This window comes from Variovorax sp. DAIF25 (genome assembly GCF_050711835.1).
Taxonomy (GTDB): Bacteria; Pseudomonadota; Gammaproteobacteria; order Burkholderiales; family Burkholderiaceae_C; genus Variovorax.
This window is the reverse complement of the sequence record NZ_CP136636.1, coordinates 6,442,521-6,462,308: the sequence shown is the minus strand read 5'-3', so window position 1 is coordinate 6,462,308 and position 19,788 is coordinate 6,442,521. Positions and strand designations below refer to the sequence as shown.

Below are 19,788 nucleotides of genomic sequence, written 5' to 3'. Positions count from 1 at the left end.
GCGAGCAGTCCCAGACTCAGGGTGGCGATCTGCGTCGATGTCATGCGAGCCTCGCGAGCCGATAGAGCAGGAGCGCGCCCAACACCTGCAGCGTCACCGCGCCGATGACGAGGTACTGCCCGGTGGCGTCGTCCCACATGCGCAGGAAGTAGGCGGGATTCAGCGTGATGATCACGGCGCCGACGCACACCGGCAGCAGGCCGAGGATCCAGGCCGAGAGCCGGGTTTCGGCAGAAAGCGCCACGAGTTCGTGCTGGGCCTGTTCACGGTCGCGCATGAAGTTGGCGACCCGTTCGAGCAGCAGGTCGGCACGACCGCCATAGCGCACGCCCAGGCCCAGGATCGAGGCGAGCAGGTACATCTCCTCGATGCGCACGCGTGCAGCCGCCTGGTGAAGCGCGTGATCCAGATCGACGCCGGCGCGCACCAGGGTCGCTGCGCGGTCGAGGTGACCGCGCAGCGGTGCGCGGGTCGATGCGATCGCGAGCTGGAAGGCCGCCTGGGTCGAATTGCCGATGGTGATGAGGCGGACCATGCCGTCGATGAAGGCAGGCAACTGGCTCACGATCTGCCGCCGGTGCTTTTGCAGGCGGAACCACAGCCCGAATGTCACGAGAACGAGCAGGAACACGAGCGCGCCCAATGCCGCCGGCCAGCCGCCGAGCGTGCCGGACAGGATCACGAGCGCCGCGATGACGAAGGCGATGAGCGCAAGCTTCGAACCGCTCACCACGCCCTCCAGCCAGCCCGGAACGAGTCGTTCGAAGTGCTTCTTGGGCGCCGTATCCTGTGCTTCGGCCGTGGCGGCGTCCATCCAGGGATCGGACAACGGTGTGCCGGCCAGGTTCGATGCGTGGCTGTCGCGCAGCGGTCCGAGCAACGGGTTCGCAGGCGAGGCCAGGCTCGAGGCGATCTGCTGCTTGAGATGCTCGCCCGTCACCTTGCGGACCTGGCGGTTCGCCGCCCACATCCAGAGCAGCAGGCCGGCCGCGGCCAGCAGCAACGCGATGACGAAGACGACGAGCAGCCCTTCACGCACGGCGTTCTCCCTGCGCGGCACGCGCAAGTCCCTGCCGGAAGCGGGTGATCTTCGGCGAGTGCGGCGCGATGCCCAGCGACACCCAGCGGTCCTTCTCCTCGCCGTCGGGCGTGACGACGGGTTCGTAGCGGTACAGCTCCTGCATCGCCACCACGTTGTCGTTCACGCCTGTCACTTCGCTCAGCGAGATGATGCGGCGCTGCCCGTTCGACATCCGACCGATCTGCACGATGAAGTCGATCGCGCTCGCGATCTGCCTGCGCAGGCTCACTTCGCTGCCCTGGTAGCCCGCGAAGCCTGCGAGCATCTCGAGCCGGTAGAGGCATTCGCGCGGCGAGCTCGCGTGGATCGTGCCCATCGAGCCTTCGTGGCCGGTGTTCATCGCCTGCAGCATCTCGATCACTTCGGCGCCGCGCACTTCGCCCACGATGATGCGGTCGGGCCGCATGCGCAGGCTGTTGCGCAGCAGGTCGCGGATCGACACCACGCCCTGGCCGTCGAAGCCGCCGGGACGGCTCTCGAGCCGCACCACGTGGCTGGTGCTCAGCGAGAGTTCGGCCGTGTCCTCGATGGTGATCACGCGTTCGCGCGCCGGGATGAAGCTCGCCAGTGCATTGAGCAGCGAGGTCTTGCCCGAGCTGGTGCCGCCGCTCACGAGCACGTTGCAGCGCGCGCGCACCGCGATCTCGAGCAGTTGCGCCATGCCGGCGTCGAAGGTGCCGAGCTTCACCAGGTCGGCCGGCGTGAGCGGCTCCTTGCGGAACTTGCGGATCGAGACCGACAGGCCGTCGATCGCGAGCGGCTCGATGATCACGTTGATGCGGCCGCCGTCGGGCAGGCGCGCGTCGACCATCGGGTTGGCTTCGTCGAGCCGGCGTCCCAGCGGCGCCAGGATGCGGCGAACGATGCGCATCACGTGCTCGGAATCGGCGAAGCGCAGCGTCTCGCGCTCCAGCATGCCGTGGCGCGAGACGTAGACGTTCTGGTAGCCGTTGATCAGGATGTCTTCGACCGCGGGGTCGTTGAGCAGGTCTTCCAGCGGACCGAAGCCCGCGAGTTCCTTGGTGAGCGCATCCGAGATGAGCTGCATCTCGCGGTCGTTGATCGGCACGCGGCGCAGGCGCACGAAGCTGTCGACTTCGAGCTCGACGAACTGCTGGATCGAGGCGCGCGACCAGCGGCCGAACTCCGCGCCCAGCTCCTCGATGCGGCTGAGCAGGTGATCGTGCGTCCAGCTCTTGATGTCCTGGAACTGCTGGGAGCCGACGAACGCCTGGTCGTCGTCGGCGAATTCGATATCGGTGGACATGGGCTGTTCAACCTTGGGTGGAGCTCTTGCGGAAGCCGGTGACCTTCGACATCAGCGCCGTCCAGCGCGGATCCTTCACCGGCTGCTGGCTGGAGCCAGAGGTGTATTCCTGGTGCAGTCCGCGCGCGAGGCCGGCGATGGCCTGCGAGTACGCGTCGTTGCGCGCGGTGCGCACCAGCATTTCGCCGCGGCTCGCGGCCGCCAGCAGTTGCGTGCTGCGCGCGGGCAGCACATGGCGCAGCGGCAGTTCGAGCCGCTCGGCGATGTCCTTGGCCGACAGGCCGACATGGCTGTCGAACTTGTTGACCACCAGCGACATCTGGTCGGTCTCGAGGCCGCGCGTGCGCAGCTCCTTGAGCATGCTCGCGGTGGAGACGATGGCGCCGATGCTCTGGTCGCAGACGATCCAGGTGCTGTTGGCTTCCTTGACCGTCTGCGCGACGAAGTCGATGGTCGAGAAACCGCCGAGGTCGGCGATCTGGAAATCGAAGAAGTCGCCGAGCCGCTTGATCAGCGCGACCGAGTCGGAGTGGGAGATCTCGCGCATCTGCGCGAGGCTCACGGGCAGCGGCAACACGGCGGTGCCGCTGCCGTGGTGCGCGAGCGCGGTGTGCAGCAGCGTCTGGTCGAGCCGGCGCAGGTTGCGTACGGCATCCACGAAGCTGAAACCGCTCTGGGTGCCGAGATAGAGCAGGCCATCGCGCGCCGGCAGGCCGAGGTCGAGGAGCGCGACGCCGTGGCGCGCGCTGCGCGGCCCGGGCTGGGCGGCAGGCTGGGCAAGTTGCTCGTTGAGCAGCAGCGACAGGCTGGTCGCGAGCGTGGTCACGCCGACACCGGGACGCGCACCGAGCAGGGCGAGCGTGCAGCCGCGCGTGCCGTTGTTCTGCTGGGTGCTGCGACGATCGAGCAGCTTGCGCAGGGTGCTGACCGCTTCGGCGGGCGGTGCCGCCATGTCGATGAAGTCGTCCACCCCTGCGCGCAACGCCGCGAGCATCGAGGCCGGCTCGGCCGAGACACCGGTGGCCAGCACCGGCAGCGTGGGCCAGTCGCGCCGCAGGTGCTGGTGCAGATCGGCGGCCGCCGCCGTGTTGTCGCCGGAGAAATCGATGAAGACGGCCACCGGTCCGAGCAAGGTGATGCGTTCGTCGATCGACTTGACGTCGGGCGACAGCATCACCACGGTACCTTGCCGTCCAAGCGCATCCGTCAGCCACGTGATGTGGCTGTTGCTCGGCGAAGCGAAGAGGTAGGTCTCTGCGCCGATCTCGGGGAGGCTGTCGCGGGGAGCATTCATGGCGTCTGGCGGCACGCTCGTGGTCGTCCTTGTCAGCGCGAGAAACCGGGGACGACGTTGCCTCCGGCGGGGCCCAGCAGGTAGGAGCGCCACACGGCGCCATCGCGCTGTTCCGCGGTACCTGGCAGGTAGGGGGTGAGGTCGGTGTCGCGCGCGATCGGCTTCACGAGCTGCGGCGTCACGATGATGACGAGTTCCTTCTCGTTCATCTGGTACTTGGTCTGCTTGAAGAAGCTGCCGAGCACCGGCAGGTCGCCGAGCAGCGGAACCTTGTCCGCGTTCGACGTGGTCGAACGGCTGACGAGGCCGCCGATGATGAAGCTCTCGCCGTCGCCGAGTTCGACCGTGGTGTCGGCGCGCCGCGTGGTGATCGCGGGAACCGCGACGCCGTTGATGCTCGAGGCGTTCGTGTAGTCCAGGTCGCTGGCTTCGGGCGCGACCTTGAGCGCGATGCGATCGTTCGACAGCACGGTGGGCGTCAGCTTGAGGCCGATGCCGAAAGGCTTGTATTCGATGGCCGTGGAGCCCAGGCCCTGGGGAACCGGGACCGGCAGCTCGCCGCCCGAGAGGAAGCTCGCGCTCTGGCCCGACATGGCGACCAGCGTGGGTTCGGCCAGGACGCGGGCCATGCCGTTGCCTTCGAGGAAGCCCACGTTGAGGCCGATCCCCGCCTTGCCGAAGTTCAGCAACAGGCCGAAGGCCTGCGCGAGGGGCAGGTTGTATTCGCTGGTGATCGAGCCGTCGCCGCCGAAGGTGGCCTTGGTCAAGGAGCTGGGCGTGAACACGCCGAAGCTGAAGCCGTGCGAATTGGTACGGGTGCTGAAGAGGTTCAAGCCCGCCTGCTTGAGCACGCTGCGATTGAACTCCACCACCTTCACGGCCACCTGTACCGTGTGGCTGCGCACGTTGACGCTCGAACGGTCGATGACGGTGGGCTTTTCCTCCGGCGTGGACAGCAGCGCGGTTTCCCGCGCGCGCTGGTAGTCCGGCAGGCTTTCCATCGAGCCGGCCAGTGCGGTGCTTCGGCGTTGCACGTCCACGGTGTACGTGGTTGCCGCGGATTGGCCCTTCTCCCAGACCATCAGCGTGGTGCGGCCTGCTGTCTTGCCCGTCACGAGCAGGCGCGCGGCGGGAGAACCGGAGGTCTTGCGCGTGACGGTGACGCCGGCGACCGCCTCGTCGGCAATGGCGAGCCGGTCGACGCCGCGTTCGATCAGGAGCTCCCGCTGCGTGCCCGCTGCGACCACGAACGGCGTCGTGTTGCCCGCCGTCGTTTCCGGTGCCGATGCGGCCAGCGGCCAGGCTGCGGGTGCCGCCAGGCAGAGAGCCAGCACCGAAGGCCGCAACAGACGTGGAAGGCGGCGGGCGGTGTGGATGGTCGGGGAGCGGTTGGTGTCCGGCATGGATCTGCTTTCAGGGCAAGGTCGTTGGATGCTGTTCGATTCAGTAGCGAACGGTCTCGCTGCGGTCGCCGCGGATCATTTCCACCTCGAGGCCCGCTCTCGCGCCGGAGCCGGACGAGCGCGGAGCGGTCCTTGCGACGGCGCGGGTTTCCGGGGCTGCACGGCGTGCGCCGGCACTGCCTCCCGACACCAGGTCGGAGGTCGTCAAGCCGGCCTGTGCCAGGTCCAGGCCCTCGAGCGGCGGACGCGGCGGTTCGCCGCGCTTCGGTGGCTGCGGTTGAAGCGCCGTCGGCAGTTCCGCGAAAAGGGCCGGATCGGGCATGGCCGTGTCGAGCGGATTGCGCAGCGCGAGCAGCAGTTTTCCGGTGGATTCCGCCGAGGTGAGGCGGTTGATGTCCTGCACGGGCACGGCGAGCACCGCGGTGCGCGGCGGCTCGTTGTTGCGCTGTTGCACGGCGGGATTGCCGCCGTTGCGGCTGTCCACCGGCGCCTTGGAAGACATGCCGTCCACCGAGGCGTTGCCGAAGGCGAGCACACGCTTGCGTGCCATCAGCAGCCGGGCCTGGCTGCGGTCCACGTCCTTGCCGTCGGACTTGAGCATCACGAAGACGTCCACGAAGTCGCCGGGCTGAACCTTGTTGCCCACGCCCATCACTTCGTCGGCCCGAATCGCCACGGCGCGCTCGCCTTCCTCGACGCGCAGCGCCAGGCCCGAGACGAGCTGTGCTTCGAGCAAGGGAGAACCTTCGCCGAGGTCGATCACCGGCACCCGGCCGGCCAGCGCGCTCGTCTCCTTGAACGCGCCGGCGGGATTGATCGTGAGTTGTTCGACGCGCAGCGCGTCGGCAGGGATTTCCTGTCCGGCCGCGAGCGGCTTGGCGGCAACGACCACGGCAAAAGTCGGCGCCTGCGCCTTGTCCGAGGGCTTGGCGGTCGCGGGTGCGGACGAAGCGCTTGCGGGTGTCTGCGGCGCGGGCTGGCGGCTCAGCATCCAGGCATAGCCCCCGAGAAGGATCGCCAAGAGCACCAGAAGGGCGGCAATGATTTTGGTGAAGTTGATCATGAGGCTGCGTCGGAATGGGAAAGGTGGTCAGGCGATCGATGTCGGGAAGAAGGCCTGTGGCAACGAGCAGGCGGAACGTCTAACTCTGTCGCCCCCAGACCATCCAGACCGCCGCGGCCAGGGCGAGATAGGTCGCGTAGGGAATGGGTCGGATCCGCTTGCCAGGACCCTGATTCTTGGCATTGGGGTTGGCCGACAGCATCAGGGCGAGACGAGGAAATACGGGCCAGCGTTGCAGGAACAACCAGAGCAGGCCGTGCACGCCAGCGATCAGGCTGGCACCGATCCAGATCGGGAGCAGGGGAGACATGCCCACCCACAGGCCGAGTGCACCGGCGAACTTCACATCGCCGGCTCCCATGAGACCGGCGATGTAGAAGAGCAGAAGAAAGGCGAACCCCGCGGCGGCACCTGCCAACGCGTCCTGCCATCCGGTACTGAAGGGCTGCAGATTCATCGCGAGTGCTCCCACGGCAGCGCCCGCACCGGCCAGAACCAGCCAGTTGGGAACGCGCCGTTGACGAGCGTCATAGACCGCGACAAATAGAAGCCACAACAACCACAGATGGTGCATGCAGGATTTGCGCAATCAGGTGGGCGTGACGTTGGTTTTGATCTTGTCGAAAATTCCCTTCAAGATCGCGCCGACACCGCTGGTGGTGTCCTTGCCGAAAACGGCGAGAAGGATCATGGCCATCAGGCCTGCAATGATTCCGTATTCGATGGCGGTTGCGCCTTCTTCATCACGAATAAAACGAGTAATAGCGTTGAGCATGATTAACCTTTCAGAAAAAGTCGTTAACAAGGGCTGGCGGTGCGAATGTTATCCGGCGTAACTCTGTGTATCAACAAGGCAAACCCGATGGAAGGGAGTTCCGCTGTGCTAGTCAAGGATTGCTAGCACGATGGCTGCCAACTCCCACGGACATCGGTTGACCGGTCGGTCAGAGACGCTGAGTAACAGTTCGGAAACGATTTTTCCCTCTGTAGGCGTGCACCGACATCCCATGAAGACGGGAGGGAGTGTTACGGAACAGGGGTGCGCGAGAGTGGCGCGTTACGGGTACATGCGTGTTACGTGTTACGTGACACGACCCGAAAACGGTCAGATGTAACAGTCCAGAAAGGGTTGGACCGTGCGCAAAAAATCACAGGTTCAGGGCCTCAACCCTGCCTGCGAAGGGGGATCAGCCCAGGATTTCCTCGTGGAAGAGCTTCCACTCGCCGCCTTGGCGAAGCCAGTACTGGCGGCGCGTGCGTCCGCTGCGTTCCCCCTCGAACACCTCGCCGAAAGTGGCAACCATGGTGTCGTCGCTGTCGCGCCAATGGAGGTAGGAAACATCCTTTAACTGAATACGCCGGCCCTGGGCGTATTCCATTTCGTCGCGGACAATTGAAATTCCGTCGGCCGATTTTTTGGCTTGGCGCTGAAAATCCGGCAAATAGAATTTTTTCAATTGCGCTTCATTTCCCTGGGTCCGGGCGTCTTTCCAGGCATTGATCGCGCTGGTAAAGGATTGGGCATCCTTTTCGGCCTGGGGCTGGGAAATCCATTGCAGGCTGCGCGCGGTGACGACCGGCGTGGCGCCGATCTGCACCTTGCGCAGCAGCTGGCGCAGGTCGGGATTGGCCATGACCACGCAGCCGTCGCTGGCCAGCGGCGCGCGCGCGTACTGCTGCGAGGGCGTGCCGTGCAGCCAGATGCCGCCGCCGGTCTTGCCGCGGCGCTGGTCGTAGGCGTTCGGGTAGTTGATCGGCAGCGCGCCGGCGCCGTAGAAGTCCTTGAGCGACTTCGGATCGAGGCTGCTGGTGATGAAGTACACGCCCAGCGGGGTGCGCGCATCGCCCTCGATCGCCTTGTCGATGCCCGACTTGCCGACCGAGATGTAGTAGTCGGCCACGAGCTTCAGGCCCTTGTCGCCGTTCTCGAGCAGGTACAGGCGCGAGCGCGAGGCGTCGATGGCGATCGCATAGCGGCTGCGCGTGGACAGCTCGAGGAATTGCGAGGGCACGGTGTTCGGCGGCGGCCGTTCGCGCAGCGCCTGCAGGCGGCGGCGCGATTCTTCCTGCAGCTCGGCCATGGCCGGATTGCCCTTCAGGCGCGCCACGCTGGCGGCGTCCGAGAGGCTGTGCACGGCCGGCACCTGCGAGGCGAGCAGGTCGCCGTACACGAGCTGCGCGAGCTGGAAATTCGGGTAGTCGCGCACCAGTTCGCGCGCCTTGGCCAGTGCGGGCCGCGGCTGGCCGCGGCCGAAGAGTTCGTAGATCGCGATCAGTCGCGCCTCGGCGTTGCCGGCTTCCTGGATCGCGCCCGCGGGCGGCGTCTTGCGCGCGCTGCGGGCTTCGGAGGAAGCGGCGGCGGTGCCGGCCGCCGCGGCGGCCGCGGTCGCCACGGCCCCCTTCTTCAGGCGGGCCTGGGCCTTGCCGCCCTTGGCGTCACGGGCTTCGCGTGCCTCCCGGGCTTCGCGCACGCTGCGCGATTCACGGGTGCCGCGCACTTCCTTGGCGCCGGCCTTTTCCTTCTGCGCCGAGCGGCTGCTGCCGGCAGCGCTCTTGCCCGACTTGGCGCCGGCCGTCTTGGCATGCGCGGTCTTGCCCGTGCTGCCGGCGGCGCCGGCAGGCATGGCGAGCACGAGGGCCGACGCGGCCATCAGCGCGGCAAGGAGGCTCCCGCCGCGCCGGAGTTCTGGGATCTGAGGCCGGCCCCGCCGGACGATGTCTGCCACTAGCCGCCGACGCTTTCCTTGCGAATGTGCCACTGACCGCCGGAGCGTTGCAGTTCCAGCGTCTTGCGGCTGGAGATGTTGAGGTTGTCGGCACGGTAGACCTGGCGGAACTTGGCGGTGGCCGACTGGCCGTTGACCTGGATCACGAGGTTCTCGAGGTTCACGCTGATGCTGGACTTGCCGACGATGCGCGCGCGGCGTTCCTCTTCCCAGTTCTTGCGGCTCTGGCCGCCGCCGGGCGTGAAGTCGCTGCCGTAGGCGGCGAGGTAGCGGTCCATGTCCTGGCCGGCCCAGGCGGCCGCCCAGCCGCGCACGGCCGATTCGACTTCCGCGTTGGCACTCGACGAAGCAGCGGGCGCGGCCGGTGCGGCGGCCGGGGGCGAAGCCTCGGGGGCCTTGGCGACCACGGCCGGTGCCGGTGCAGGTGCGGGCGCCGGGGCCTTGGCCACCGGTGCGGGCGCTGGCGCCGGCACGGGGGCCGCGACGGGCACCGGAGCGGGGGCGGGTGCCTTCGCGACCGGGGCGGGGGCCGGGGCCGCCGGTGCCGGGCGCGGTGCCTCGGGTGCTGCCGCCAGCACGGTCGGCTTGGCGCCGGGCACGGCCGGCACGAACAGCGTGCGGATCACCGCCAGCTTGGGCGCGACCGCGGTGTTGTTCTGGTCGAGCTGCAGCGCCTTGCTGTAGGCCTGGCTCGCGAGCCGCGCATAGAGATCGCCGAGGTTTTCCTGGGCGGTGGCGTAGCTCGGATTGGTGCGGATCGCGCTCTCGAGGGCGTTGCGCGCCTTGTCGAACTGGTTCTGGCTCGCGTAGATGACCGCGAGGTTGTTGTAGGGCTCGGGCAGCTCGGGGGCGTCCTGCGTGAGCTGGGTGAAGGCCGCGATCGCCTCGGCGCGCTTGCCGGTGTCGAGCTGGATCACGCCCTTGAGGAAGCGCATCTGCGGGTCGCGCGGCTTGTCCTTCAGGAAGGCGTCGGCCTTGGTCGAGGCTTCCTCGAGCTTGCCGGCCTGCATCAGGCGGTCGACTTCCTCGTGCTCGGGCGCCGCCAGCGCGGGCAGGGCCGTGGCGCCGACCGCGGCGGCCAGGAACAGGGCGCGCACGACGGGCGTCAGGCTGAAAGGAGTGCGCAGGGGGCTCTTGGGCATGGCGACGAGGCCTCGTGAGGGAGAGGAAAGGGGATGCGCCCGGGATTGTAAGTGGGGCAGTTAACCTTCAGACACACCGAGGGCGCCGCTGCGGCGTGCCTGCAACGCCGTTTCATTCCCCGCGGCATCGACCACCGAAAACCGTGGTGCCGGGCCTTTCACGCCGCGCCGCGTTCCTGCCCGCTGTCCGTCGGCGCCAGCCCATGGCCCAGCGCCGGCCGCAGCAGGGCCGGGAAATGCATGTCGCGGTAGGCCACGAAGCGGCTGCCGCGCGCCAGCCGGTAGCCCCACCAGACCGCCACGAACAGCACCAGCCCGATGTAGGTCGAGAACACGCCGATCCAGTCGATGTGCCCGCCCGTGAAGGCGGCGTAGTTCTGGCCCAGCGTGACCACCAGGCACAGGCCGAAGGCGAACAGCGGCCCGTAGGGGAAGAAGGGCGAGCGGTAGGGCAGCAGCGACAGGTCCAGCCCCTGCGCCATCATTCCCTTGCGGAAGCGGTAGTGGCTCACCGCGATGCCGAGCCAGGCCACGAAGCCGGTCATGCCCGACAGGTTCAGCAGCCACAGGTACACGCCCTGGCTTTCCGACAGCGAGGTCAAAAAGCACAGCGCGCCGACCGCGGTGGTCGCGAGCAGCGCATTGAGCGGCACGCCCGTGCGCGTGAGCCGCGCGAAGCAGCGCGGCGCGCGGCCGTCCTTCGCGAGGTTGAACAGCATCCGGGTCGAGGCATACATGCCCGAGTTGCCGGCCGACAGCACGGCCGTGAGGATCACCGCGTTCATCACGCTGGCCGCGAAGGCCAGCCCGGCGTGGCGGAACACCAGCGTGAACGGGCTCACGCCGATGGCGTGGAGATCGGTCTTGATCAGGTTCGGGTCGGTGTAGGGAATCAGCACGCCGATCACGCCGATCGCCAGCACGTAGAACAGCAGGATGCGCCAGAACACCTGGCGCACCGCGCGCGGGATGTTCTTCGCGGGGTTGGCCGATTCGCCGGCCGCCACGCCGATCAGCTCGGTGCCCTGGAACGAGAAGCCCGCGATCATCGCCACGCCGATCATCGCGGGCAGGCCGCCCACGAAGGGCGCGTCGCCGAGCGTGAGGTTGCCGAAGCCCGCGGGCCGGTCGCCGCGCAGGATGCCGAAGATCATCAGCACGCCGACCACCACGAAGGCGATCACCGTCACCACCTTGACCAGCGCGAACCAGAACTCGGCCTCGCCGAAGCCGCGCACCGAGATCGCGTTGAGCAGGAACATCAGCCCGAGGAACAGCGCGCTCCACAGCATGGCCGGCGTGCCCGGGAACCAGTACTGCATCACCAGCTGCGCGGCCGCGAGCTCGACCGCGATGGTCACGGCCCAGTTGTACCAATAGTTCCAGCCGAGCGCGAAGCCGAAGCCCTCGTCGACGTAGAGCGCGCCATAGGTCGCGAACGAGCCCGACACCGGCATGCAGGCCGCGAGCTCGCCGAGGCTGGTCATGAGGAAATAGACCATCGCGCCGATCAGCAGGTAGGCCGCGAGCGCGCCGCCCGGGCCGGCCTGCGACACCGTGGCGCCCGAGGCCACGAACAGGCCGGTGCCGATCGAGCCGCCGATGGCGATCATCGTCAGGTGGCGCGTGCCGAGCGCGCGGCGCAGCGTGGGTTCCTCGGCGGCGGTGCGCGAGGCGAGGGTGGGCGCGGTGGAGTCCGTTGCCATGTCGTTGTGTTCTCCCGTATGAGCCCGCGCGGACCGTGAGGCCCGCGCGAGGTGGCGGCGATCATAAGTGCGGCCCTGCGCGCACCCCCGCGTCGCCCCGGGGTACGGCCGCGGGGCCCGCACAGTACAGTCCCGCCATGGACCGCCTCCAGAGCATCGAAGCCTTCGTGCGCGTCGCGCAGACGCAGAGTTTTGCGGAGGCGGCGCGCCAGCTCCGGGTGGCGAACTCGGTGGTCACCACGCGCGTCAAGCAGCTCGAGGAGTTCCTCGGCGCGCCGCTGTTCCACCGCAGCACGCGCGTGGTGCGGCTCAGCGACGTGGGCCAGGCCTTCCTGCGCGACTGCGTGGAGCTCGTGGGCCGCGCCAACGACATCGTCGACCAGATGCGCGATGCGCGCGGCACCCCCTCGGGCGTGCTGCGCGTGCATGCGCTCACGGGCATGGTGCTCGGGCGCTTCGCCTCGCTGCTGCGCGAGTTCCACACCACCTATCCCGACATCCACCTCGAGCTGATCGTGAGCGACGCGGTGGTCGATCCGGTCAAGGCCGGCGTCGACTGCGCGCTGCAGATCTTCCCGGCCGCCTCCGAGGAACTGGTGTCGCGCCCGCTGTTCCCGGTGCGCCGGCTGCTGTGCGCCACGCCCGAGTACCTCGAGCGCCACGGCACGCCCGCGACCCCGCGCGAGCTGCACCGCCACAAGCTGGGCCTGTACTCGGGCTATCCCACGCGCGACCGCTGGACCTTCCATCACCAGGGCGAGCAGACCACCATCTACCTCGCGGCCGCGCTGCTGACCAACAGCGTGCACCTGCTGCGCGAGTACGCGCTCGAGCATGCGGGCATCGTCTGCCTGCCCACGCTGGTGGCGGGCGACGCGATCGCGCGTGGCGAGCTGCGCGTGGTGCTGCCCGAGCACCAGCTCTCGTCGTTCTCGCTGAGCGCGGTCTATGCGGGCACCTCGCGCAACGCGCTCAAGCTGCGGCTGTTCATCGAGCACATCGCGACCCGCTTCACGCGCGTGCCGCCCTGGGACGCCACGCTGATCGAGCGCGGAATGATCCCGGCCGAACTGATCGAGTGAGGGCACGCGTTCCCGGGTAAACCCCAGCGATTATTCGGAGTCTGCGAATAATCCTCTTCCAATCTGGTCCCTACCGGCCCCCCCGGTTGTTTCCTAGAGTTCGGTCCAAGCCAGAACCAAGGAGACCGCCATGACCCAGACCGCCCAGACCCACCAAGTCCACGAAGGGCCCGCCTACCGCACCCGCTTCGGTTCGCTCGCCCACTACGAGAAAGGCCACGTCGAGCCGATCGCCGACGACGTGCGCCACTACGCCTTCTCCAATTGCTTCGAGATCGCGAACAACAGCCGGCCCTACGAGAAGGTGGTGTTCGGCCAGAACCAGATCTACGTGCTCGAGACCCTGCGCGCCGAGGGCCACTCGCCCTGGTTCACCTGTGCGCACGACGAGTTCGCGCTGGTGATGGACGGCGAGGTCGAGGTGCACCTGGTGCAGCTCGACACGGCCCAGAAGGTGGCCGACCCCGAGAAGAACGGCGCCGTGCAGGTCGAGGGCGAGCCGCGCGGCAAGAAGATGGGCTGGATGAAGCTCTCGCGCGGCCACCAGGGCCTGCTGCCGAAGAACACCGCCTACCAGTTCCGCAGCGCACGCCCCGGCGTGATCGTGCTGCAGACCTGCAAGGGCGAGCTGTCGGTCGAGAAGTGGGCCGAGATCTGCCAATCGCATTGATCGCATCGAAAGAGGAACGCACGCCATGAACGCACCCGCAGAACTCGCCCGAGTCATCGCCTCGCAACCCGACGCCACGCTCGGCTACAAGGACTTCTCGCTCGGCAGCTTCCGCTTCCGCCGCGACGAGTATTTCGTCCACATCGGCTGGCAGACCCGCGACGGCCGCCCGATGAGCCACACCATGGATGCCGGCAACTACCTGCGCGCGCTGATGCGCGACGTGGCCTGGGGCTTCTTCTACGGCTGGGTCAACTTCGACAGCGTGTTCGGCACCGTCAACCACTACGACTCGGTCGACCTCTATGCCGGCAGCTTCAACGGCACCATGAAGGATGCGGGCATCGACCTGCTCGAGAACTTCCCGAGCGCCCAGATCCGCGCCACCTTCGAGGCCATGCTCGACGACTGGACCAACCAGAGCTTCGATCCCTTCGCCGCGCCGCAGGAAACCGGCTCGCCCTACGGCCGCAAGAACGGCAACAACACGGCCAAGATCACGCGGGCACGCGAACTCGCCACGCGCTGCGTGGGCCTCCAGGGCGACCTCGACCTGCGCAGCGACGAGCGCGGCGCGCCGGTCAACCGCGCCTTCGCCGACGTGCCGCAGGACCAGCCCGAGCTGCATCCCGAGCCCGGCTTCGAGAACGAGGTGCATGCCTTCAATCTCTTCGGCTTCCTGAGCCGCTCGCAGGTGACCTGGAACCCGAGCTTCACCTCGGTGGTCAAGCACAGCTACATGTGCCCGACGACCGAGGAGCACATCCTGCCGATCATCCACGGCAACGACCGCGTCGAGTGGTTCTTCCAGATGACCGACGAGATCCACTGGGACTGCGGCGACAAGAACACCGGCAAGCCGATGGCGCGCGTGATCATGAAGGCCGGCGACATGGCCGCCATGCCCGCCTACTGCCGCCACCAGGGCTTCAGCCCCAAGCGCTCGATGCTGCTGGTGTGGGAGAACGGCTCGCCGAGCCTGGTGTACGAGATCCAGAAGGGCGAGTCACCAGAGATTCCCGTGCAGTTCTGACCTGCCTGTCTCCCTCCCCCACTGGGGGAGGGCCGGGGTGGGGGCTCTGCGAGCCCGCGCCCTCTTCGAAGAAGCCCCCACCCCAACCCTCCCCCAAAGGGGGAGGGAGAGGAATGCTCATGCCCATTGCTTCCATCCGCCACCAGCTCTTCATCGACGGCCGCTTCGTCGACGCCGAATCGGGCGAGACCCTCGCCACCCTGAACCCGCACGACAACACGCCGATCGTCGATGTCGCGCTCGCGGGCAAGGCCGACGTCGACAAGGCCGTCGCCGCCGCGAAGCGCGCGTTCCCGGCGTGGAGCCGCATGGCCGCCGCCGACCGCGGCCGCATCCTGCTCAGGCTCGCCGACCTGATCGAGGCCAACGCCGAGGAGCTCGCGCGCCTCGAATCGCTGGACACCGGCCATCCGATCCGCGATTCGCGCCGGCTCGACGTGCCGCGCACCGCCGCGTGCTTCCGCTACTTCGGCGGCATGGCCGACAAGTTCCAGGGCGAGACCATTCCCGTCGAGGAAGGCTTCCTCAACTACACGCTGCGCGAGCCCGTGGGCATCGTCGGCCAGGTGGTGCCGTGGAACTTCCCGCTGATGTTCACGAGCTGGAAGATGGCGCCCGCGCTCGCGGCCGGCAACTGCATCGTGATGAAGCCGGCCGAGATCACGCCGCTGAGTTCGCTGCGCATCGCCGAGCTGATGGCCGAGGCCGGCCTGCCGCCCGGCGTGGTCAACATGCTGCCGGGCCTGGGCAGCGTGGCGGGCCAGTACATCGCCGAGCATCCCGAGATCGCGAAGATCGCCTTCACGGGCAGCACGGCGACGGGCCGGCGCATCGTGCAGGCCAGCGCGGGCAACCTCAAGAAGGTGCAGCTCGAGCTCGGCGGGAAGGGGCCCAACATCGTGTTCGAGGACGCGAACCTGCAGGCCGCCGTCAACGGCAGCGCCTGGGCCATCTTCCACAACCAGGGCCAGGCCTGCATCGCGGGTTCGCGGCTGATGCTGCACGAGCGGATCGCCGACGAATTCCTCGCGCAGTTCGTTCCGCTCGCCAAGTCGATCCGCCTCGGCAATCCGCTCGACGAGACCACCGAGATGGGCCCGCTGACCAGCGCCCAGCACCGCGAGCGCGTGCTGGGCTACGTCGAGGTCGCGCAGGGCGAGGGCGGCGAGCTGCTCGCGGGCGGCCGGTCGCCGGGCGGCGATCTCGCCAAGGGCTGCTATGTCGAGCCCACCGTGATGCGCGCGAAGTCGTACCGCGACCGCGTCGCGCAGGAGGAGGTCTTCGGTCCGTTCGTCACCGTGCTGACCTTCAAGGACGACGAGGAGGCGATGCGCATCGCCAACGGCACCGACTACGGCCTGGGCTCGGGCCTGTGGACGAAGGACCTGCAGCGTGCCCACAAGGTGGCGCGCGAGCTGCACGCCGGCATGGTCTGGATCAACAGCTACAAGCGCGTGAACCCCGGCTCGCCCTTCGGCGGCGTGGGCCAGAGCGGCTACGGCCGCGAGATGGGCTTCGACGCGATGCGCGAGTACACGCAGGTCAAGAGCGTGTGGGTCAACGTCGACGCGCGGATACCGCCGCACTTCGCGCGCTGAGTTTCGGCAGAGCGGCATCCGCAGACACAAGAACAGGAGACAGGCATGACATTCAATCGCAGGCAATTCACCCAGGCCACCGCGGCCCTCGTCGCCGCGGGCGCGACACCGCTGGCGTTCGCGGCCGACACGCTCAAGATCGGCTACGTGTCGCCGCAGACCGGCCCGCTCGCGCCCTTCGGCGAGGCCGACAAGTGGGTCATCGACCAGATGAAGGCCGCCTTCAAGGACGGCATCGCGGTCGGCGGCCGCAAGTACGCGGTGCAGATCGTGCTGAAGGACAGCCAGTCGAACCCCAACCGCGCGGGCGAGGTCGCGAACGACCTGATCCTCAAGGACAAGGTGGCGCTGGTGCTCACGGCCGGCACGCCCGAGACCGCGAACCCGGTCAGCGATGCCTGCGAGCTCAACGAGGTGCCCTGCATCTCGAGCGTGGTGCCGTGGCAGCCTTGGTTCTTCGGCCGCAAGGGCGATCCGGCCAAGGGCTTCGACTGGACCTACCACCTGTTCTGGGGCCTCGAGGACGTCATCGCCAACTTCACCAGCGGCTGGAAGACGCTGGTCACCAACAAGAAGGTGGGCGGGCTGTTCCCGAACGACGGCGACGGCAACGCCTGGGGCGACAAGGAGCTGGGCTTTCCGAAGCCGCTCGCGCAGATGGGCTTCACGCTCACCGACCCGGGCCGCTTCCAGAACGGCACGCAGGACTTCAGCGCGCAGATCGCGGCCTTCAAGAAGGAGGGCGTGGAGATCGTCACCGGCGTGGTGATCCCGCCCGATGCCAAGACCTTCCTCACGCAGGCGCGGCAGCAGGGCTTCAAACCGAAGGTGATCACGCTCGGCAAGGCGCTGCTGTTCCCGGGCGCGATCGAGGCGCTGGGCGAGCTCGGCGACGGCCTCTCGACCGAGGTCTGGTGGAGCCCCTCGCATCCCTTCGCGTCGAGCCTCACGAAGCAGAGCGCGAAGGCGCTGGCCGAGGCGTACGAGGCTGGCACGAAGAAGCAGTGGACGCAGCCGATCGGCTTCGCGCATGCGCTGTTCGAGGTGGCGGCCAACGCGCTGGGCCGCGCGAAGTCGCTCAAGGCCGCAGACGTGCGCGATGCCGTGGCCGCGACCTCGATCCAGTCGGTGGTCGGCCCGGTCAAGTGGGGCGGCCAGGGGCCGTTCAAGAATGTCAGCAAGACGCCGCTGGTGCTCGGCCAGTGGGGCAAGGGCACGAAGTACAAGGTGGAACTCACCCTCGTGAACAACGAGGCCGCGCCGGGCATTCCCACCGGCGGCAAGCTGCGCGCGCTCTGACCGCCATGGCGCTGCTGGCATTGCATGGCGTGAGCAAGTCCTACGGCGCGCTCAAGGTCACCGACGGCATCACGCTTGCGGTGGCGGAGGGCGAGACGCTGGGCATCCTCGGCCCCAACGGGGCGGGCAAGACCACGCTGTTCAACCTGATCTCGGGCGACGTGCGCGCCGATGCGGGCCGGGTCGACTATGCGGGTCGCGACGTGACGCGGCTGCGTCCGCACCAGCGCTGCCGCGCCGGCATCGGCCGCAGCTACCAGGTGCCGCAGCCCTTCGGGAACATGAGCGTGTTCGAGAACCTCGTGACCGCGGCCTGCTTCGGCGGGCAGCAGACCGAGCGCGAGGCCTGGCGCACGGCGCACGAGGTGCTGGCGCAGACCGGGCTGATGGCGCAGGCGAACGCGCCGGCCGGCGGGCTGCGGCTGCTCGACCGCAAGCGGCTCGAACTCGCGCGCGCCCTCGCGACGAAGCCGCGGCTGCTGCTGCTCGACGAGATCGCGGGCGGGCTCACCGAGCCCGAGGCCGCGGTGCTGGTGGGCGAGCTGCGGCGCATCAAGGCGCGCGGCGTGACCATGATCTGGATCGAGCACGTGGTGCATGCGCTGCTGTCGCTGGCCGACCGGCTGTTCGTCATCAACTTCGGGCAGAAGCTGGCCGAGGGCGAACCGCGCGTGGTGATGAACGATCCGGAGGTGCGGCGCGTGTACATGGGGATGGAAGCATGAGCGCGCACCGCATAGCTCCTTCCCCCTCTGGGGGAAGGCTGGGATGGGGGCACGACAGCGCCACCAAGCCAACGCCGTTTGCCCCCACCCCGGCCCTCCCCCAGAGGGGGAGGGAGCAAAGACCATGACCGCCTTGCTCACCACCCATGGCCTGCAGGCCTTCTACGGCGATGCCCAGGCACTCTTCGGCATCGACTTCGCGCTCGCCGCCGGCGAACTCGTCGCGATCATCGGCGCCAACGGCGCGGGCAAGTCGACCTTCCTCAAGAGCCTCACGGGCCTGGTGCGCGCGCCGCGCGAGGCGATCCGTTTCAGGGGCGAGCCCATCGGCGGCCTGCCGCCCGGCGAGATCGTGCGGCGCGGCCTGGCGCTGGTGCCCGAGGGCCGGCGGCTGTTTCCCAGCCTCAGCGTGGAAGAGAACCTGCTGATGGGCGCCACCGCGGGGCGCTCGGGCCCGTGGAACCTGCAGCGGCTCTACGGCCTGTTCCCCATCCTGGCCGAGAAGCGCCGCCAGCCCGGCACCTCGCTGTCGGGCGGCCAGCAGCAGATGGTGGCGCTGGGCCGCGCGCTCATGAGCAATCCCGACGTGCTGCTGTGCGACGAACTCTCGCTGGGCCTCGCGCCGGTCGTCATCCGCGAGATCTACGCGGCCATGCCCGGCATCACGGCCGAGGGCATGACGGTGGTGATCGTCGAGCAGGACGTGACGATGGCGCGCCAGGTCTCGCGGCGCGTCTACTGCTTCCAGGAAGGTCGCGTGTCGCTCGAGGGCCTGTCGGCCGATCTCACGCGCGAACGGATCGCTCAGGCCTATTTCGGCATCGAGGCGGCCCATGCTTGAGACCCTGCTCCAGGGCGTGCTGCTCGGCGGCCTCTACACGCTGTTCGCGCTCGGCCAGTCGCTGATGTTCGGCGTCATGCGGCTCACGAACACGGCGCAGGGCGACTTCATCATCCTCGGCGCCTTCGCGGTGATCGCGGGCGTGTCGCTGGCCGGCGCCGCGGCGCCGTGGCTGGTCGCGCTCGCGGTGCTGCCCGTGGCCTTCGGCTTCGGCTACGCGCTGCAGCGCTGGGTGCTCAACGGCACGCTGGGCAAGGACCCGCTGCCCTCGCTGGTCGTCACCTTCGGCCTGTCGATCGTGATCCAGAACCTGCTGCTCGAGCTGTTCTCGGCCGATCCGCGCGCCATCGAGACCGGCGGCCTCGGCACGCGCGGCCTGGCGCTCGGCGAATCGCTGTCGCTCGGCGTGCTGCCGCTGATCGTGCTGGCCGTGGCGCTCGTGGCCACCGGCGCGCTGCAATGGCTGTTCGCGCACACCGCGCTGGGCCGGTCGTTCCGCGCCGTGTCGGACGACCGCGAGATCGCCGAGCTCATGGGGCTCGATGCGAAGAAGGTCTATGCCCTCGCGACCGCCATCGCCTTCGTGCTGATCGCCATCGCGGGCGCGCTGCAGGGCATGCGCACCACGGTGTCGCCCTCGGACGGCCCGCTGCTGCTGCTGTTCGCCTTCGAGGCCGTGATCATCGGCGGCATGGGCTCGTTCTGGGGCACGCTGGCCGGCGCCATGATCCTCGGCATCGCGCAGCAGGTGGGCTTCCGCCTCGATCCGGGCTGGGGCATCTGGTTCGGGCACATCGTGTTCCTCGCGGTGCTCGTGTTCCGGCCGCAGGGCCTTTTTCCCGAGACACGCGGATGACG

18 protein-coding genes are annotated in these 19,788 nt (G+C 68.3%); 8 read left to right on the top strand and 10 right to left on the bottom strand.

What is annotated here, in order from left to right; translation table 11 throughout:
• Positions 1-40: 40 nt before the first annotated feature.
• The 10 genes from R0232_RS29990 to R0232_RS29945 all read right to left on the bottom strand — a co-directional run bounded on the left by R0232_RS29990 (position 41) and on the right by R0232_RS29945 (position 11,682).
• A complete protein-coding gene (locus R0232_RS29990; protein ID WP_296797745.1) occupies positions 41-1,039 on the bottom strand; it encodes a type II secretion system F family protein in 999 nt (332 codons plus the stop codon).
• A complete protein-coding gene (locus tag R0232_RS29985; protein ID WP_208511248.1) occupies positions 1,032-2,348 on the bottom strand; it encodes a CpaF family protein in 1,317 nt (438 codons plus the stop codon). The genes R0232_RS29990 and R0232_RS29985 overlap by 8 nt, the downstream gene beginning before the upstream one ends.
• A gap of 7 nt (positions 2,349-2,355) precedes the next feature.
• Positions 2,356-3,642, bottom strand: coding sequence for an AAA family ATPase (locus tag R0232_RS29980; protein WP_208511249.1), 1,287 nt, complete (start codon positions 3,640-3,642; stop codon positions 2,356-2,358).
• 32 nt (positions 3,643-3,674) lie between these two features.
• Positions 3,675-4,988, bottom strand: a complete 1,314-nt coding sequence (locus R0232_RS29975; protein ID WP_408908387.1) for a type II and III secretion system protein family protein — start codon at positions 4,986-4,988, stop codon at positions 3,675-3,677.
• A 97-nt stretch (positions 4,989-5,085) separates the two neighbouring features.
• A complete protein-coding gene (gene cpaB / locus R0232_RS29970; protein WP_208511251.1) occupies positions 5,086-6,108 on the bottom strand; it encodes a Flp pilus assembly protein CpaB in 1,023 nt (340 codons plus the stop codon).
• A 79-nt stretch (positions 6,109-6,187) separates the two neighbouring features.
• Complete coding sequence (locus R0232_RS29965) at positions 6,188-6,682, bottom strand: A24 family peptidase (RefSeq protein ID WP_208511252.1); 495 nt, start codon at positions 6,680-6,682, stop codon at positions 6,188-6,190.
• A 15-nt stretch (positions 6,683-6,697) separates the two neighbouring features.
• Positions 6,698-6,883, bottom strand: a complete 186-nt coding sequence (locus R0232_RS29960) for a Flp family type IVb pilin (RefSeq protein WP_208511253.1) — start codon at positions 6,881-6,883, stop codon at positions 6,698-6,700.
• A 412-nt stretch (positions 6,884-7,295) separates the two neighbouring features.
• Positions 7,296-8,732 carry a L,D-transpeptidase family protein gene (locus R0232_RS29955; RefSeq protein WP_431510421.1) on the bottom strand — a complete coding sequence of 479 codons (1,437 nt, stop codon included), beginning with the start codon at positions 8,730-8,732 and terminating at the stop codon, positions 7,296-7,298.
• A gap of 101 nt (positions 8,733-8,833) precedes the next feature.
• A complete protein-coding gene (locus tag R0232_RS29950; RefSeq protein WP_431510420.1) occupies positions 8,834-9,976 on the bottom strand; it encodes a tetratricopeptide repeat protein in 1,143 nt (380 codons plus the stop codon).
• Positions 9,977-10,134: 158 nt separating this feature from the next.
• Positions 10,135-11,682, bottom strand: a complete 1,548-nt coding sequence (locus tag R0232_RS29945) for an amino acid permease (RefSeq protein WP_431510419.1) — start codon at positions 11,680-11,682, stop codon at positions 10,135-10,137.
• Between the two features lie 137 nt (positions 11,683-11,819).
• Between R0232_RS29945 and R0232_RS29940 the strand changes: the two genes are divergently transcribed.
• The 8 genes from R0232_RS29940 (at position 11,820) to R0232_RS29905 (ending at position 19,786) form a co-directional block, all read left to right on the top strand.
• Positions 11,820-12,764: a LysR family transcriptional regulator gene (locus R0232_RS29940; protein WP_093347648.1), complete on the top strand. Its 945-nt coding sequence runs from the start codon at positions 11,820-11,822 to the stop codon at positions 12,762-12,764.
• A 130-nt stretch (positions 12,765-12,894) separates the two neighbouring features.
• Positions 12,895-13,434, top strand: coding sequence for a hydroxyquinol 1,2-dioxygenase (locus R0232_RS29935; RefSeq protein ID WP_431510418.1), 540 nt, complete (start codon positions 12,895-12,897; stop codon positions 13,432-13,434).
• Positions 13,435-13,459: 25 nt separating this feature from the next.
• On the top strand, positions 13,460-14,467 hold the full coding sequence (locus R0232_RS29930) for a hydroxyquinol 1,2-dioxygenase (protein WP_208511259.1): 1,008 nt from the start codon (positions 13,460-13,462) through the stop codon (positions 14,465-14,467).
• A gap of 134 nt (positions 14,468-14,601) precedes the next feature.
• On the top strand, positions 14,602-16,065 hold the full coding sequence (locus R0232_RS29925) for an aldehyde dehydrogenase family protein (protein WP_431512937.1): 1,464 nt from the start codon (positions 14,602-14,604) through the stop codon (positions 16,063-16,065).
• 45 nt (positions 16,066-16,110) lie between these two features.
• On the top strand, positions 16,111-17,364 hold the full coding sequence (locus tag R0232_RS29920; protein ID WP_431510417.1) for an ABC transporter substrate-binding protein: 1,254 nt from the start codon (positions 16,111-16,113) through the stop codon (positions 17,362-17,364).
• Between the two features lie 5 nt (positions 17,365-17,369).
• Positions 17,370-18,089, top strand: coding sequence for an ABC transporter ATP-binding protein (locus R0232_RS29915; protein WP_431510416.1), 720 nt, complete (start codon positions 17,370-17,372; stop codon positions 18,087-18,089).
• Between the two features lie 124 nt (positions 18,090-18,213).
• Positions 18,214-18,930 (top strand): ABC transporter ATP-binding protein, encoded by a 717-nt coding sequence (locus R0232_RS29910; RefSeq protein WP_431510415.1) that lies wholly within the window; start codon positions 18,214-18,216, stop codon positions 18,928-18,930.
• Positions 18,923-19,786: a branched-chain amino acid ABC transporter permease gene (locus R0232_RS29905; protein ID WP_431510414.1), complete on the top strand. Its 864-nt coding sequence runs from the start codon at positions 18,923-18,925 to the stop codon at positions 19,784-19,786. The genes R0232_RS29910 and R0232_RS29905 overlap by 8 nt, the downstream gene beginning before the upstream one ends.
• Positions 19,787-19,788: the final 2 nt, after the last annotated feature.